Origin of the sequence: Pseudomonas sp. NPDC089918 (assembly GCF_050280605.1) — a bacterium.
Taxonomy (GTDB): domain Bacteria; phylum Pseudomonadota; class Gammaproteobacteria; order Pseudomonadales; family Pseudomonadaceae; genus Aquipseudomonas.
On the sequence record NZ_JBNNVP010000003.1, the window covers coordinates 204300 to 220403 of the forward strand.

Here is a 16104-nt window from a genome sequence, read left to right on the forward strand (position 1 = left end):
CCGTGCGCACCGTGATTTTGCGGATGCACCCGCACCCGTAGGAGCTGCCGAAGGCTGCGATCTTTTCGCGGCAACGCCTATTTCAATGCCGTACTCAACGGCAACCGCGCCATGTGCCGCGCTTTCAGCGATCCCAGATACAACCAGTCCCCATACTCGCGCACGGTGGTGATGGGGGAGTAGTTGCCGCTGCTGGCGTCCTGCAGATTGGCAATCACTTTACCGTCGAGGTCCAGGCCGAGGGCGAAGGCGCGTTTCTCCACCGGTTTGGGCAGGACCGTCAGCGCGCGCACGATCATTTTGCGTACCAGAGGGTAGGGCGCCGTGGCGTCGAGCAGCGCATTGCGCGGGGCATACAACGCTACCCAGAAGCGGTCGCGACCATTGAATGCGAGGTTGTCCGGCAGCCCTGGCAAATTGTCGATGAACAGATCGTGGGTTCCGGCTTTCGGCCCGGTCAGCCAATAGCGGCTAATGCGATAGGCACCGGTTTCGTTGACCAGCACAAACGCATCATCAGGCCCCAGGGTCACTCCGTTGGCGAACTCCAGTTTGTCCAGCAGAACCGTCGTTTTGCCGGTCTGGAAGTCATAACGCAGCAATCGGCCGTCGCCGCCGTGCTCGATGATCGCCTCGCCATCCTTGCCATAACCCCAACGGCTGGAAGCATCGCTGAAATAGGCGTAATGCCCGGGCTTGTCGATGGCCACGTCATCGGTAAAACCGAAGGGCACGTTGTTGGCCGTGGTGCTCAATGCAATCAACCGGCCTTGAGCATCGAGCGATAGCAAACCCTTGACCCCGTCGGCGATCACCAGCAAACCATTGGGATGGCGCGCCAGGCCCAATGGCCTGCCACCGGTATCGGCCAGCACCCTGGTGGTATTGCCGTCGAGGCTGGTGCTAATCAACCGGCCGTCATGCAGGCCGGTGATGAGTATGTTTTCTTCCAGAAGCAATGCTTCCGGGCCGTCGATGTCAGCGGCACCGACACGTTCCACGCCTTTGAGGCGCTGATTGTCTGTGTAGATGCCATCGATGAGGGAGGGCGCTGGTGACGGTGTCCAGGCGATCGGCTGGACCTTGGTGGGTAATAACAACAGGAAGCCACCAATCACGATGATCAGCAGCAACAGTAAATGCCGAAACCTGAAGGCTCTTTTCACGCGGTGACTCCTGTCGAGGCCAGATGTTTTTGCGCCATCTCGCGTAACGCCAGCATCGATTGCGCCGATTCATGCTCAATGCGCCGTTTGAGCAACAATCGATTGGCGATGCGCATCAGTACACCGCTAAAGCAATATTCCAGGGTGCGGACAAACCGCGTACCGTCGCCAAAAGCCTCGCACTCGTAAGTCACCACCAGCGACAGTCCATGATCGCCCCGGGCCCGAGCGCTCCAGCGGCGACCGGGCAAGTATTCGTCGACCTCCCAACTCAAATGTCCCTCACGCCCACCGGCCCGAATGTCTTCCTCGAACCGCGCCCCGGCATACAACGGGCCGCTCTGGCCGTCGACCTTGAGGGAGGACGGATGCCACTCCGGCCAACGAGTCGCCGTGCTGGCGTAGGCGAGCACGGCGAGCGGATTTCCAGCGATGTCGATCACATGCTGCAGGCGGGTGAGCGTTCTCGTCAGGTGTGGAGGCGCTTGTTCCGGTTCCCAGTACAGGGTGCCGAACAGGTAGTCCATCAGTGGAAACACGATATTGAAATTGCGCTCCTGCATCAGTTCACGGCGGTGATGCAGTTCATGCAGACGGCGCATCTGGCGGATCCACGGCAGACGTGTCAGCGGGTTGCCGGGCGGTAGATGTTCGCAGGCGTGGAACACTTCATAAGCCAGGTAGCCGAGGACCATGCAACCGCCGAACAGCCCCGCGACGTTGCCATTGAGCTGAGCCAGCAGCCACCACGCGGGCGCGGTGATAACGAGGGTGTGCAACACAATCAGCCAGGCCGGAAACAGAATCACCCGCCAGTCGCGCGCATTGTCGTAGGTCATGTGGCCGGGGGTGAAAAAGCTGTGATGGTCACCGGCGTGACGGGCGTAGAACATTCGCGCCAGACGCTTTTTGTGGTGCCCCAGATGCCGATGCACGACGTAGACGCCGAAGTTGAAAAACAACAGGGTCAGCGGCACCGCCAGCCATTCCAGGGGGTGTACCTGATGCACGGTGTTCCAGAACGCGCCGATGGCCAGCAACCCGAACAGCAGCACAAACACGCCGTGCAACCAAGGGTTGTAGAGCGGATGAATGTCGGCACGGTAGCGCGCGCGGAATGCTTCGGTGGTCTGCCTCACTGCGTTCACCTGTGGTTATTGTTATAACCAGCAGATTAGCCGATCCCACCGCAGAGGCTGGCTGAACCTTGAGGGCACAAGCGCCATGCTCCGGTGCAAGGCGCCTGGCGTCAGGTCAAGGGGTTCCAGCGCTGGGACCAGTCGTCGTCCGTCTTGATCACTTCTCGCAGCAAATCGAAGGCTCGTTGCAAGGTCGCCGAGTCGCGGTCCCGGGAGTAAACCAGGTAGGTCGGGTAGCTGAACTCCGGAGCTTTGGGCACTGGCTCCAGCACGCCGCTTTCCAGGTAGCTCTGGACCACGCGGGTGCGGAAATAGCCGCTGCCGCCGTTTTCCAGGATGTATTGCAAGGCCAGCGGTCCGAGGTTGAAGCTCAGGGCTGCCTTGGCCTTTTCCGGCAGTGCGGCATCGTGCTGACGACGGAAGTCCGGGCCCCAGTCGATATACACGTAAGGCTCGGGCTGGCCGGCCAGGCGTACCAGGATGAGTTTTTCTTCCAGCACCTGCTCGACTTGCAGGCGTGGCCAGTACTCGGGCTGATAGACCAGCGCCGCATCCAGCACCCCCAGCTCCAGTTGACGCAGCAGGTTTTCGCCGTCGCGGATTTCCATGCGCAGAGCATGGCTGGGAATCTTCTCGCGCAACTCGCCGGCCCAGCTGAGCATCAAAGGGTTGCACAGACTGACCTCACCACCGATGTGCAGCACGTCGCGGTAGCCCTCGGGCAGCGGCAAGTCACGACGTGCCGCTTCCCAGGTTTGCACCAGTTGATTGGCGTACACCACGAAGGCCTCACCGTTCGGCGTCAGGCGTGCCCCGGCGCGGTTGCGCACGAACAGCGTGCTGCCCAGCTGACTTTCGAGCTTTTGCACGCGGGCGGTGATCGCGGTCTGAGTGACGTGAAGCTTTTCCGCCGCCGCGGCCAGGCTGCCGTGGCGGACGATTTCCAGAAAGGTGCGGGCGAGGTCGATGTCCATGGGCAGGCCGATGCGGGAGGTGCGGGTATTGTAAGAGCAGGCGCCGCCAGCGGATAGAAATCAAGATCAAAAGATCGCAGCCTTCGGCAGCTCCAACATTGGAATCGCGCACGCCGTGAAATATCGGGCGAACACAAATCCTGTAGGAGCTGCCGCAGGCTGCGATCTTTTCTCTTTTTCAAAACGCAAAACACGAACAGCCAAACGCCCCCCAGAACCCTTGGAAGTCACTGACCGGCGCCGACGACAACCGCGCCCGCTCATGGCTGTGGGCATGCACCGCGCAAGCGCCCACGCATTGATGAACCTGAGCCGTCAGTGGCGCCAGTGGTTTCCAATGCCCCGGTACGTTCACCACCGGCGACCACTCAGGCACTACCGGGATAGGCGCAGGCCCCAGCTTTTCGAACTCGACGCTGCCGTAGACGATCTTGCCGTCGACAATGGTCAGCACCGACTCGATCCATTTGATGGCTTCGTCTTCGATGTGGAAGTAGTCCGCCGACAGCGCAATCAGGTCCGCCAGTTGCCCGACTTTGATCTGGCCTTTCTTGCCTTGTTCGGAGGAAAACCAGGCGCTGCCGTGGGTGAACAGTTCCAGCGCCGTATCACGGCTCAAACCTTGCGGGTACAGCGCCAGTCCGCCGACGGTGCGGCCACTGACCAGCCAGTACAGGGAAGTCCAGGGGTTGTAGCTGGAGACTCGCGTGGCATCGGTGCCGGCGCCCACCGGCACACCCTCGGCCAGCATGCGTGCGATCGGTGGTGTCGCTTCGGCAGCCTTCGCGCCGTAACGGTCGACAAAGTACTCGCCCTGGAACGCCATGCGGTCCTGGATCGCGATGCCGCCACCGAGCGCTTTGACCCGCTCAATGTTCCGTGGGCTGATGGTTTCGGCGTGATCGAAGAACCATGGCAAACCGTCGAACGGAATATCTCGGTTGACCTTCTCGAACACGTCGAGCATGCGGCTGATGGATTCGTTGTAGGTGGCATGCAGACGGAAGGGCCAACGCTGTTCCACCAGATGCCGCACCACCGGCTCCAGCTCCTGCTCCATGGTTTGCGGCAAGTCTGGGCGAGGTTCGAGGAAGTCTTCGAAATCGGCTGCCGAGAACACCAGCATTTCCCCGGCACCGTTGTGCCGCAGGAAGTCATCGCCCTGACCGTAATGGGAGGTGCTGGTCCAGTTTTTGAAATCGGTCAGCTCTTCCTTGGGTTTTTGGGTGAACAGGTTGTAGGCAATGCGCACCGTGAGCTGTTGGTCTTTGGCCAGTTGCTGGATGACTTGATAATCGTCCGGGTAATTCTGATAACCGCCGCCGGCATCGATGGCGCTGGTGACGCCCAGCCGATTGAGTTCACGCATGAACTGGCGGGTCGAGTTGACTTGATACTCCAGCGGTAATTTCGGTCCCTTGGCCAGGGTCGAGTAGAGGATCATTGCGTTGGGTCGGGCGATCAGCATGCCGGTGGGGTCGCCATTGGCATCGCGCTGGATCTCACCACCCGGCGGGTTCGGCGTGTCGCGGGTATAGCCGACCACTTTCAACGCCGCGCGATTGAGCAGGGCGCGATCATAAAGATGCAGAACGAACACTGGGGTGTCTGGCGCGGCCTTGTTCAGTTCTTCAATCGTCGGCAGGCGCTTCTCGGCAAACTGGAACTCGTTCCAGCCACCGACCACCCGCACCCATTGCGGCGTCGGTGTGCGATCGGCCTGATCCTTGAGCATGCGCAAGGCATCGGCCAGAGATGGCACGCCTTCCCAGCGCAGCTCAAGGTTGTAGTTCAGGCCGCCACGGATCAAGTGCAGGTGAGAGTCGTTGAGGCCGGGAATCACCGTGCGGCCATGCAGGTCGATGATTTGGCTGCCGGGGCCTTGCAGGGCCATTGCCTGGGCGTCGCTGCCGACCACCACGAAGCGCCCGTCCTTGATCGCGACGGCACTGGCCTGGGGTTTCTTGCGGTCAACGGTGTGCAGGCGTCCGTTGTACAAAATCAGGTCGGCTGGGGTATCGGGCATGGCTTTACTCCCTGCGAATAGTGGGCTGACCCAGGCACCGACGGCGCCTGCCGAGAGGCCTTGCAGTACACGGCGACGACTGAAGTCGTTGTGCTCGTCAGGTGGGCTCATGGCAGCGCTCTCCACAAAGTTCTTCACAAAGAAGCGGGGATCAACAGCCGATGTCTGACGCATGCGGCCAGAAGGAATATAGTCGGCAAATCCACAGATAGCCGTTTGCGAGGGCGAAAAACGACGAATCCCGCCACGAGGGCGGGATTCGTTTGCAGCCAGACGTGCTCCCGAAAGACGGGAGCGGCGCGCTTAGGCCGGGAACAGCTCGGACAGTTTCATGGCCAGCATCATGTCGCCTTCAGCGCGCAGTTTGCCGCCCATGAACGCTTGCATGCCGTCGGTCGAACCGTCGACGATGCCTTCCAGGGTTTCGCCGTCCATGACCAGAGTCACCTGGGCGTCCGGGTTCTCGCCTTCTTGCAGTTCGCAGGTGCCGTCTTTGACGATCAGCGAGAAGTTCTTGGTGTCGTCGATGCGGAAACCGAATACCAGGTCCAGACCGGCAGCAGCGGCTGGGTTGAACTTGGCTTTCATTGCTTGTACGGCATCAGCTACGGAGGTCATGGTTCGATCCTTTCTTGGGTAATAAGAGCTGGGTGATTACAGCCAGGGTCACAATAATCCGGACTCAGCGAAACGTGATGAGTTCCGGGGCCTTCAACAGTTGCAGGTGTGCATGACTGTTGAAGGAAGCCAGGGCCACCTCGCGCCCGCGAAACTTAAGCAGGTTGAGCGAGGTGTTGACGATTTGCCAGTTCAGCTCAAAGGCCTGCTTTGCGGGCATTTGCGTAATGAGGTGGAGCAGGGCAGTGATAGTGCCGCCGGAGGTGAACACAGCGATTTTCTGGGTATTGTCGGCTTGTTCGAGCAATCGATGCAGACCGCTCTGTACGCGTTCGACGAAACCCAGCCAGCTTTCCAGCCCCGGTGTGTCGTAGGTACCGGCAAGCCAGCGCTCGATGATCAAGGCAAAAATGCGTTGGAATTCAGCACGGTTTTGTGCCGCGTTGCGCAGGATATCCAGCGCGTGGGGCTCGTCCTCCAACATGGCCGGCAGCAGGGCGCGGATCACTGCGTCGGCATCGAATTCATTGAAAGCGGAATCGATTTCCAGGGCAGGCACCGGCATACCGACGGCCGCAAACTGTTCCAGCGCACTGTTGGCGGTGTGTTGTTGGCGGCGCAGGTCGCCCGACAGGCAGCGATCGAAGCTGACACCGAGTTCGGCCAGGTGCTGACCGAGGAGTTCTGCCTGGCGAATACCGGTCGGCGACAGGACGTCATAGTCGTCTGCACCAAAGGAGGCCTGGCCATGTCGAATCAAGTAGATGCTGCCCACGTCCGCGTCATCCCGGTACGTTGAAGGTTTGGCGAGGTTATGAGGATGGCGGTGAGCTGTCAATGAAAAAACATACGCTTGTTTGAAATGCCCGTTACAGGCCTGTTGCCAGAGGTTTCACGGCTGGCCGTCGGGCCGGCGGATGGGTATGCTGGAGGTATCCCGCGCGTGTTTAATCCGCGCATTGATTGAAGGAGTCCCTGTGGAGCTTTTGTTCGAGTACGCCATTTTCCTGGCCAAGACCGTGACTCTGGTGATCGCCATTCTGGTGGTCCTGGCCAGTTTTGCGGCGTTGCGCAGCAAAGGACGGCGCAAGTCGGCCGGGCAGCTGCAAGTCAACAAACTCAATGATTTCTACAAAGGGCTGCGCGAACGCCTGGAGCAAACCTTGCTCGACAAGGATCAGCTCAAAGCCTTGCGCAAGTCCCAGGCTAAATCCGATAAAAAGCAAAAGAAGAAACCCGAGGTCAAACCACGGGTGTTCGTGCTGGATTTTGATGGTGACATCAGGGCGTCGGCCACTGAGAGCCTGCGCCACGAAATCACCGCGCTGCTGACCCTCGCCACGCCCAAGGATGAAGTGGTGCTGCGCCTGGAAAGCGGCGGCGGCATGGTCCACAGCTATGGCCTGGCGTCTTCGCAACTGGCGCGGATTCGTGAAGCCGGCGTGCCGTTGACCGTGTGCATCGACAAGGTCGCGGCCAGTGGCGGCTACATGATGGCGTGCATCGGCGAGAAGATTATCAGTGCGCCGTTCGCGATTCTCGGCTCGATCGGCGTGGTGGCGCAGTTGCCCAACGTCAATCGCCTGTTGAAAAAACACGACATCGACTTCGAAGTACTGACGGCTGGCGAGTACAAGCGAACCCTGACGGTGTTTGGCGAAAACACCGAGAAGGGCCGGGAGAAATTCCAGGAAGACCTGGACATCACCCATCAGCTGTTCAAGAACTTCGTTTCCCGCTATCGCCCGCAATTGGCCATCGACGAAGTGGCCACCGGAGAAATCTGGCTGGGCATTGCGGCGCTCGACAAGCAACTGGTGGATGAACTCAAGACCAGCGATGAATACCTTGCCGAACGCGCCAAGCAGTCCGAGCTCTACCACTTGCATTACGCCGAACGCAAAAGCCTGCAGGAGCGCATCGGCATCGCGGCCAGCGGTTCGGTCGATCGCGTATTGCTGAGCTGGTGGAGTCGCTTGACTCAGCAACGCTTCTGGTAAGCCTCTGGCAGGCGTCTCCGGAAAAAAATCAAACCGCGGATTTCCGCGGTTTTTTTTCGTCCGGCGTTTGAGACTGTTCACTTTCCTGCGGACTCTGCGAAACGTCCTAACTGGCCTGCCGATCATTCCGACTCACGCTTGAGTTGGGGCTGGATATTCTGGTGGCTCCCAATAGTTTGCAATGGAATGCACATGAATGATCACGCCCATGGCGACGCCCCAACGCGCAATGTCCTGATGCGTAACGAACTGAAGGCTGCGGTGGAGACCGCACTTGCGCAAACTCCCGCTCAGTTTGGTGAGCGCTTGATCAAGGAGAAGTGGGGAGCCGACATTGATCCGCAGACAGCCCTGCTGGTAACGCTCGACTATAACTACCATGGGCATCCTCCTGAGAACGGCGTCCACCAGGGGCGGGTGGGAAGTTCTCGCACCCTGATCCAGGCGCTGCTTGGCAATTATCAGACGGTGGGCGACGGGCGCTTCGGCGAAACCGCGTTTGGGCTGTACACACCGCCCGACATCGGGCCGTCGGTGCGCATTGTCGAGAAAGTCGATGAGTTTGCCTATGTGGGCAATGGCAACCACGACACCTATGAAGGCATTTACCGCGCCACGGTTCCGCAATCCTATGGCCCGCACACGCAAATCAATCTGCGGCCTGCCGATTTCAAACAGTGGGTCTGGGGGTTGTTTCTTTCCCGTCGATACCAGACTTATCTTGATCAGGCCTGGCCGTCGGACGCGGTCATTGCTGCTCCCGGTCCTTATGCCCTGAGGACATCAGTCAAGGCGGCTTTTGTCATGGCAGCCCGGCTGCAATATCAAGAACGGTGCCTGTCCCGAGAGGGGCTGGAGCTCGCCATGCAAGCTGCCGGGTTGCCCGCCGCACAGACCTGGGAAACGCTGACAATCGAGCAACTGCAAGCGCCTACAAGGATGCCTTCGAGCGTCGAGGCGAGTCGGTTGAAACTGTACCGTTATACGGCAACCGATATCTGGTGTTTTCGAGCGCGATCAGGCGCCAGGGTGCTGCTGTACATCCCTGGCAATTCTTCACCGTTGCATGAATTCAACGATAGCCGGCAGTTGCGTCAATGGATCGTGGCTCAGGGCAGGGAGGCCGATACGAAACAGGCACTGGCGGCTCACTTTTGCGAAGAGGATCGCGAGGACGGCACCTTTCATGCGGGGGTACTGACCGCACTGGAGGGCATGGCGGTTTATCCCGGGATGCACAGGCTGACGAAGAATGCCGGGTTCTTCAACGATGATGGCCATTGGGATCCGGACGACTACATCAATTTTGATCGCTCACCCAACGCATCCGACCCTTTTGCGCAGTTGGTGAGCTCCATGAAGCAGGCCGCCCAAGACAGCGTCAAGACCATCCGCGACGATGCCCAGGTCAACCGTGACAATCTGAGCGCTTTCGTCGAGCCGATCGTGCAATGGGTCAACCGGTTCGGGCCACTGGCGTTGTTTGTGCCCGGAGGTGAGGGACTGTTGGTGCTGGCCGGGCTTATTGACGCCGGTTACGGTCTGGATGAGGCCATCGAGGGGAAAACGGCCAGTGAGCGTTCTGAAGGCGTGACGCGAACCGTGTTCGGCTTGCTCAATGCACTGCCGCTGGCCGGGGCTGTCGCTTCGTTAAAAGGCGAAGGCGCCGAGGCCACCGCGCTGGCCAGGGCCGAGCACGGGGCCGAGGAGCCCGCTGTGCGGCTCGATGGTATGCCGGTGGACGCTCCACCCGTTCATGTCGCCCCTCTGGAGTCGGCCGCACAGATGCCGACCCGTCTGAGCCTGCTGCGAGGGATCGGCGCTCCGGTGGAGGCCTTCAGCGACGAAGTGCTGGCGCAAATCGGCAAGGTCAGCGCCGTTGATGACGATCTGCTGCGAATGATGCAGGCCGGTCGTCAACCCACGCCTGTGTTGGCCGACACTATCAGCCGCTTCAAAATCGATCAGGACGTCGTGGAGGTCATCGACAAAGCGCAGGCTGACGGGAACGAGGCATTGCAGGCCCGGCGAGTGGAGTTTTTCAACGCTCGCTATCAGGCGCTCCAGCACTCGGAGCATGAATGGGTCCGATTGTTTCAACAGCAATATCCCGGCCTGCCGAAAAGTGCGGTGGAGCAGATGCTTGATCGCTGTGGCATAGCGTTCACAGAGACGCCGGATGCGATCGAGATCAAGGGGGTATTCAGGCAACTGGATGGCAAGGCCCGCCAGTATCAGCAGCATGTGAGGCTGACCCGTGCTTACGAAGGCCTTTATCTGCGATCCGTGGCCCATTCCGATTCGGACACGCTGGCCTTGCATTCGCTGAAAAACTTGCCCGGATGGCCAAAAGGCCTGCGAATCGAGGTGCTAGACGGCTCGCTGCAAGGTCGGGTGCTGGATCGTTGCGGTTCGCTTGATGCGGCTGATTGTCGTCGCTTGATCAAAATCGACGACCACTATCAATACGTTGATGTGGTCGCCCAGGCCATCGCGCGCACGGACTTTTACGGGGCCGTCATCGGGGTGTTGTCCGCGGATGAGCGGGCGGCGCTGCAGTTGCAGTCGCTGAACCCGGCCAACGAACTGAAGCTCAACCTTCGCGACCAGGCGCTATCGCGCGCCGAGTTCGGCCTGGGCCTGGGCAGAATGGACGGGGGGCTGCCTTTTGAAATGCAGGGCTTGAGGGGCGGCGGCTTTCCGACGACCCTCCAGGCTGCGGCGTTGAGCCACGAGACGATGAGACTGCAAGTCAGGAACCTCTATCCCGACTTCGGCAATGCGCAGGCCGATGAATGGCTGCAACATGCCGGAGCAAGCGCTCAGTCACGCCTCGATGGTCTGAAGCAACAGTCTGAGCAATTGAGTACGGATTTGACCAGTTGGATCGACCGGTCCCTGCAGGATGTCGATGACATGGACATCGACTTTCTGGCCGCTGGCGACGAGGACGCTGTGGGCATGACTCATGCGCAAATCGCGGTGCATAACGTCGCGCTGGTGCAGCGCGCGATGGAACTCGAGCGCGAGACCCGGATAGAACTGGCTGACGAGCTGATCTCAATCTGGCAAAAGTGTCCGCCGCAGGCCAATCGCCTTTATTCCGGCGAAGCGTTAGCGGGATACAAACTGGATCTGGAGTTCGAGGACTACCACCGCTTGCCGGTCATGAACATCAAGTTCGACGAGGTGATCGAGTTGTCGATGCGCGGATTTCACCTGACAGAGCGTGAGAGCTTGAACGGGTTCCTGGAGTCTTTCCCCAATCTGCAGGTATTGAATCTGGAGAAAGTCGATCTGCGGCTATCTGACGCCATGGGGGCGCTGGAGAGTGTTTTGCCGCCTGCGATCCCGCGAATGAGCCATCTCACAACGCTGAATCTGAAAGACACGTTTCTCAAATTCAGGGAGAACACGGCGTCGCAACTGAGTGACTTGATTAACTTGCAATCACTGGACCTGAGTGAAAACCCCCTGAGTGTTTCGCCTGTGTTGTTAGGGATGGACAACCTGCGCGAGGTGAATTTGAGGAAAACAGAGATCAGTACGTGCCCGATCGGGATTAGGGACGAGCCCTACCTGACGTCGCTTGACCTGCGTGACAACCGGATCACCCGGGTTCCGTCGGCGGTGTTGAGCCAGGCCATGGTTCGGGGGCGAGTGCAGCTTTGGGGCAATCCGTTAACGGACGAAGACACATTGCGGCGCCTGATCAGCCATCGACAGCGCACAGGGATCAACCTGTGGTTGAGCGCGCCAGGTCCCGGTTATGGCAATCCAGAGGCGTGGTTACAAGAGGGGGATGAAGCGCTGCAGCAAGCCAGGCGAACGATCTGGCAGCAACTGGCGGTCAAGCCGTCAGGCAATCGATTCCTGAGGCTCATCGACGGGCTCAGCCTGACGGCGGACTTTCAGGTCGACTATCTGGCGTTGCAAGCGAGGGTCTGGCAACTGTTGAGCGAGGCGCAGACATCGGACGAGTTGTGGAACTGGCTGAACCGGGCTGTCGAGAGCACGGAGGTCGATGCTGAAAATCCGCTGGGAATTTTCATGTCGCTGGAGGATCGGGCCAGGCTCTACCGCGATTGGGTAGCGATGGGGCGGCCCTTTCCGGTGATCACCGAGCAGGCCTAGAAGAGGATGGCCTTGAACCCCGCAAAGGGTTCAAGGCCAGGACATCAACGGCGACGGAACAGCGGCAGCGGTTCGTCGGTGGCGGCCTGATAGGTCACCGAGAAGTCCTTGAGGCCTTCAAGGGCTTCGTACGGGTCTTTATCGGCGCGAATCGCAAACGCGTCAAAACCGCAGCGGTGCAGGTAGAACAACTGGTCGCGCAGCACATCGCCAATCGCCCGCAATTCGCCTTTGAAACCGTAACGGTCACGCAGCAAGCGAGCGTTGGAGTAGTTGCGCCCATCAGTGAAGGCCGGAAAGTTCAAGGCGATCACCTGGAAATTATCCACGTCTTCACCGATTTCCTCGGCTTCTTCGTCGGCGTCCAGCCACACACCCAGGCCGCCATCGCGAGCCTTGAGCATACGACTGTGTTCGCGCCACAGTTGCAGCGGGACGATCAGGTCGTCGCAGTTGCTGATCTCGTCGATGTTGAAATCTTTCGGCAGCAAGTGCCAGGTTTCGTCGACGACTTCGTTGTTCTTAATTATTCGCTGCATAGACGCGCTCCTTGAAGAGGTCGATGCCGATACGCTGATAGGTGTCGATGAAGCGTTCGTCTTCGGTACGTTGTTCGATGTACACGTCGATCAGCTTCTCGATCACGTCAGGCATGGCTTCCTGTGCGAAGGACGGGCCGAGGATCTTGCCCAGGCTCGCATCGCGACTGGCGCTGCCACCCAGGGACACCTGGTAGAACTCTTCGCCTTTCTTGTCGACCCCGAGAATGCCGATGTGGCCGACGTGGTGGTGACCACAGGCGTTCATGCACCCAGAGATGTTCAGGTCCAGTTCGCCAATGTCGAACAGGTAGTCCAGGTCGTCGAAACGGCGCTGGATCGACTCGGCGATCGGGATCGATTTGGCGTTGGCCAGCGAGCAGAAATCACCGCCAGGGCAGCAGATGATGTCGGTCAGCAAGCCGATGTTCGGTGTGGCGAAACCTTGCTCGCGCAACTCGCTCCACAGGGCGAACAATTGGCTCTGCTCGACATCGGCCAGGATAATGTTCTGCTCGTGGGAAGTGCGCAGCTGACCGAAGCTGTAACGATCGGCGAGGTCGGCAACGGCATCGAGCTGCTTGTCGGTGATGTCGCCCGGCGCAACGCCAGTCGGCTTCAGGGACAGGGTCACGGCAACATAACCCGGCTTTTTGTGCGCCAGGGTATTGCGGGTGCGCCAGCGGGCGAAGCCTGGGTGCTGTTTGTCGAGCTCGGTCAGTTCGGCCGTCTGGTTGTCCAGGGACTTGTAGTCCGGATCGACGAAGTGTTTGGCCACGCGATGCACTTCGGCCTCGGTCAGCGTGGTCTGGCCACCGCGAAGGTGTTCCATTTCCGCATCGACTTTCTGCGCGAACACTTCAGGCGTCAGGGCCTTGACCAGAATCTTGATCCGCGCCTTGTATTTGTTGTCGCGACGGCCGTAGCGGTTGTAAACCCGCAGGATGGCGTCGAGATAGCTCAGCAAGTCCTGCCACGGCAGGAACTCGTTGATGAACGCGCCCACCACCGGCGTACGGCCCAGGCCGCCACCGACCAGCACACGGAAACCCAGTTCGCCCGCGGCGTTGTGCACTGGCTCAAGGCCAATGTCATGGACTTCAATGGCCGCACGGTCAGACGTCGAACCGTTGATTGCGATTTTGAATTTACGCGGCAGGTAGGCGAATTCCGGGTGGAACGTGGTCCACTGGCGGACGATTTCGCACCATGGACGCGGGTCGATCAATTCGTCGGCCGCGACACCGGCGAACTGGTCGGTGGTGACGTTGCGCAGGCAGTTGCCGCTAGTCTGGATCGCATGCATCTGCACGGTCGCCAGTTCAGCCAGGATGTCCGGGATATCTTCCAGCGCCGGCCAGTTGAACTGCACGTTCTGCCGGGTACTGATGTGGGCGTAGCCCTTGTCGTAGTCGCGGGCAATCCTGGCCATCATTCGCGTCTGGCGCGAAGTCAGTTGGCCATAAGGCACCGCCACCCGCAGCATCGGCGCGAAGCGCTGGATATAAAGGCCATTTTGCAGGCGCAGGGGGCGGAATTCTTCTTCGCTCAGCTCGCCTGCCAGATAGCGTCGGGTCTGATCACGGAACTGCTTGACGCGGTCCTCGATGATCCGCTGATCGTACTCGTCGTATACGTACATATAAGTCCTGTTCTCAGGCTTGGGCCGGTTGGATATAGCTGCGTTTTCGCTAGCTTTCATCCGATACAGCCTCGGCAATTCTGCGCGCACGGCCGCGCACTCCCAACGGAGCCGACGCAAGATACCAGTTTGCAGTTATGCGCAAAAGTGATGTTTGAGTATATGCAAAGAACCAAAACGACTAATGAAACTCATGGGGGTAAAACCCACATTTGTGGTGCGGGCAATCATCGTCTTAACTGTGCTCGAGTCTTTATGCAATCACCGATAAAACCGACAAGAGGCGATGCAATGAGCAACCCAACCAAAGCAGGGAAAAGCGATAGCACGGTCGATGCCTGGGCGATTTTGTTCCTGATTATCCTGGTCGTGGGCACAGCGGTGTTCTGGGTCAGCCATCAATAAACGACCCCGTCCGGGCCCGGCGCCGACGATTGTCGGACAAAAGCCGGAATAAGCGCCGTTCCAGAAACTTCGCTGGCTATAATGCGCAGCGGATTTTCGGGGGCTCGGACGTTTAATGTTGAAGTTCATCTGTGGTGTTGTGCTGGCGCTTGGTACGGTCTTGGGACCGTGTGCCCAGGCCGCGTCCGTATTGTTCCTCAATCCCGGGACTACCCAAGAGGTGTTCTGGGTCAGTTACTCGCAGTTCATGCAGGCCGCAGCCAAGGACCTGGGCATGGATTTGCGCATCCAGTATTCCGAGCGAAACGCTGAAACCACACTCAAGCAAGCCCGCGAAGCCCTGCAAGGGCCGAATCGACCGGATTATCTGGTGTTCGTCAACGAACTGTATGTTGCGCCCGAAATCCTGCGCCTGGCTCAAGGCAGCGGTGTGAAGCTGTTTTTGGTCAACAACGGCCTGACCGCAGACCAGATGCGCTTGCTCGGCGCCCAGCCGCAGAAGTATCCCGACTGGTTGGGCAGCCTGGTGCCCAACAATGAGGAGGGCGGCTACTTGATGCTCAAGGAGCTGATTCGCCTGCATCGCCCGGTCGCGCCCGGTCAGGTCATTGATCTCGTGGCCTTCTCCGGCCTGAAGATCACGCCAGCCGCGCAACAGCGTGAGAAGGGCATGATGCGGGCATTGGCCGAACACCCTGAAGTGCGGTTGCGCCAGTTGGTCTATGGCGGCTGGACCCGCGAGCGCGCCTATGAACAGGCCAGGTTATTGTTCAAGCGTTACCCGCAAACGTCGCTGGTCTGGTCGGCCAACGATGAAATGGCCTTTGGTGCCATGCAGGCCTACGCCGAAACGGGCGGCCAACCCGGCAAGGACGCGCTGTTCAGCGCTGTCAATAATTCACCGACTGCGTTACAGGCGCTGTTGGAAGGGCGGTTGAGTGTGCTGTTGGGCGGGCACTTCACTCTGGGTGGTTGGGCCTTGGTGCAACTGCATGACTACGACCTGGGGGTGGATGTCAGTCAGTACGGCGGGCGCGACCGGCAGATTCCGTTGTTGCAGCTGATCAATCACGCACAAGCCAAGCGGTTGCTGGCGTTGAGTGCGACTCAGGATTATGGCGTGGATTTCCAGAAGCTCTCGGCCAAGGGGCGGCCGACGTCGTATCGCTACCCGTTCAGCCTGCAAGCCCTGATGCACTGAGCCGGTTCAGATACCCGCCAGGTACACCACCAGTTTGACGATGCCAAACAGCGTCAACGCGAACACTGCCGTGAACAGAATCCCCAAAATCACGAAATGACTCGGCTTGCCGTGGGTGAAATCCCGGGCCCGGTTCTTCCCGCTCTGCACCCCGAACGCCGCCGCCATCACGCTGTGCAGCATCTGCCAGAAGGTTGGTGGCTTGTTGTTGTCGACTGGATCGTCCATAAATCCCCCGTCACGCATGTGTGAAAGGTAAG

12 protein-coding genes are annotated in these 16104 nt (G+C 59.5%); 3 read left to right on the plus strand and 9 right to left on the minus strand.

Translation table 11 applies throughout. The features are described from left to right. Positions 1-77: 77 nt before the first annotated feature. The 6 genes from ACQKPC_RS03775 to ACQKPC_RS03800 form a co-directional block, all read right to left on the minus strand. Positions 78-1166, minus strand: coding sequence for an SMP-30/gluconolactonase/LRE family protein (locus ACQKPC_RS03775; protein WP_427623160.1), 1089 nt, complete (start codon positions 1164-1166; stop codon positions 78-80). Beyond that, positions 1163-2305, minus strand: coding sequence for an SRPBCC family protein (locus ACQKPC_RS03780; RefSeq protein WP_427623161.1), 1143 nt, complete (start codon positions 2303-2305; stop codon positions 1163-1165). The genes ACQKPC_RS03775 and ACQKPC_RS03780 overlap by 4 nt, the downstream gene beginning before the upstream one ends. A 110-nt stretch (positions 2306-2415) precedes the next feature. Further along, positions 2416-3279 (minus strand): LysR family transcriptional regulator, encoded by an 864-nt coding sequence (locus ACQKPC_RS03785; RefSeq protein WP_008066951.1) that lies wholly within the window; start codon positions 3277-3279, stop codon positions 2416-2418. Between the two features lie 178 nt (positions 3280-3457). Next, positions 3458-5305 carry an amidohydrolase gene (locus ACQKPC_RS03790; RefSeq protein WP_032830046.1) on the minus strand — a complete coding sequence of 616 codons (1848 nt, stop codon included), beginning with the start codon at positions 5303-5305 and terminating at the stop codon, positions 3458-3460. A gap of 303 nt (positions 5306-5608) precedes the next feature. Continuing rightward, positions 5609-5923, minus strand: a complete 315-nt coding sequence (locus tag ACQKPC_RS03795; RefSeq protein WP_123356684.1) for an SCP2 sterol-binding domain-containing protein — start codon at positions 5921-5923, stop codon at positions 5609-5611. A gap of 64 nt (positions 5924-5987) precedes the next feature. Further along, positions 5988-6698, minus strand: a complete 711-nt coding sequence (locus ACQKPC_RS03800) for a histidine phosphatase family protein (protein ID WP_427623162.1) — start codon at positions 6696-6698, stop codon at positions 5988-5990. Positions 6699-6900: 202 nt separating this feature from the next. Here ACQKPC_RS03800 and sohB point away from each other — a divergent pair, with 202 nt between their 5' ends. Both sohB and ACQKPC_RS03810 read left to right on the plus strand, forming a co-directional pair. Beyond that, the gene (gene sohB, locus ACQKPC_RS03805) at positions 6901-7923 is read left to right on the plus strand and encodes a protease SohB (RefSeq protein WP_427623163.1); all 1023 of its coding nucleotides are present in this window, start codon (positions 6901-6903) and stop codon (positions 7921-7923) included. A gap of 192 nt (positions 7924-8115) precedes the next feature. Beyond that, positions 8116-12057 carry a dermonecrotic toxin domain-containing protein gene (locus tag ACQKPC_RS03810; RefSeq protein WP_427623164.1) on the plus strand — a complete coding sequence of 1314 codons (3942 nt, stop codon included), beginning with the start codon at positions 8116-8118 and terminating at the stop codon, positions 12055-12057. Between the two features lie 44 nt (positions 12058-12101). Here ACQKPC_RS03810 and ACQKPC_RS03815 read toward each other — a convergent pair whose 3' ends face one another. Both ACQKPC_RS03815 and ACQKPC_RS03820 read right to left on the minus strand, forming a co-directional pair. Further along, on the minus strand, positions 12102-12596 hold the full coding sequence (locus ACQKPC_RS03815) for a DUF934 domain-containing protein (protein ID WP_063340169.1): 495 nt from the start codon (positions 12594-12596) through the stop codon (positions 12102-12104). Beyond that, positions 12580-14238, minus strand: a complete 1659-nt coding sequence (locus tag ACQKPC_RS03820; RefSeq protein WP_427623165.1) for a nitrite/sulfite reductase — start codon at positions 14236-14238, stop codon at positions 12580-12582. Before ACQKPC_RS03820 ends, ACQKPC_RS03815 begins: the two co-directional genes overlap by 17 nt. Positions 14239-14758: 520 nt before the next feature. Between ACQKPC_RS03820 and ACQKPC_RS03825 the strand changes: the two genes are divergently transcribed. Continuing rightward, positions 14759-15844: an ABC transporter substrate-binding protein gene (locus tag ACQKPC_RS03825; RefSeq protein ID WP_427623166.1), complete on the plus strand. Its 1086-nt coding sequence runs from the start codon at positions 14759-14761 to the stop codon at positions 15842-15844. Positions 15845-15850: 6 nt separating this feature from the next. Here the strand turns inward: ACQKPC_RS03825 and ACQKPC_RS03830 are convergent, their stop codons facing one another. Then, positions 15851-16072, minus strand: coding sequence for a DUF2970 domain-containing protein (locus ACQKPC_RS03830; protein WP_008066935.1), 222 nt, complete (start codon positions 16070-16072; stop codon positions 15851-15853). Positions 16073-16104: the final 32 nt, after the last annotated feature.

Excerpts from the sequence above, each read along its gene's own strand:
- ACQKPC_RS03785 (WP_008066951.1), bottom strand. The coding sequence starts at position 3,279 with ATGGACATCGACCTCGCCCGCACCTTTCTGGAAATCGTCCGCCACGGC.
- ACQKPC_RS03790 (WP_032830046.1), bottom strand. The coding sequence starts at position 5,305 with ATGCCCGATACCCCAGCCGACCTGATTTTGTACAACGGACGCCTGCAC.
- ACQKPC_RS03795 (WP_123356684.1), bottom strand. The coding sequence starts at position 5,923 with ATGACCTCCGTAGCTGATGCCGTACAAGCAATGAAAGCCAAGTTCAAC.
- ACQKPC_RS03810 (WP_427623164.1), top strand. The coding sequence starts at position 8,116 with ATGAATGATCACGCCCATGGCGACGCCCCAACGCGCAATGTCCTGATG.
- ACQKPC_RS03815 (WP_063340169.1), bottom strand. The coding sequence starts at position 12,596 with ATGCAGCGAATAATTAAGAACAACGAAGTCGTCGACGAAACCTGGCAC.
- ACQKPC_RS03820 (WP_427623165.1), bottom strand. The coding sequence starts at position 14,238 with ATGTACGTATACGACGAGTACGATCAGCGGATCATCGAGGACCGCGTC.
- ACQKPC_RS03825 (WP_427623166.1), top strand. The coding sequence starts at position 14,759 with ATGTTGAAGTTCATCTGTGGTGTTGTGCTGGCGCTTGGTACGGTCTTG.
- ACQKPC_RS03830 (WP_008066935.1), bottom strand. The coding sequence starts at position 16,072 with ATGGACGATCCAGTCGACAACAACAAGCCACCAACCTTCTGGCAGATG.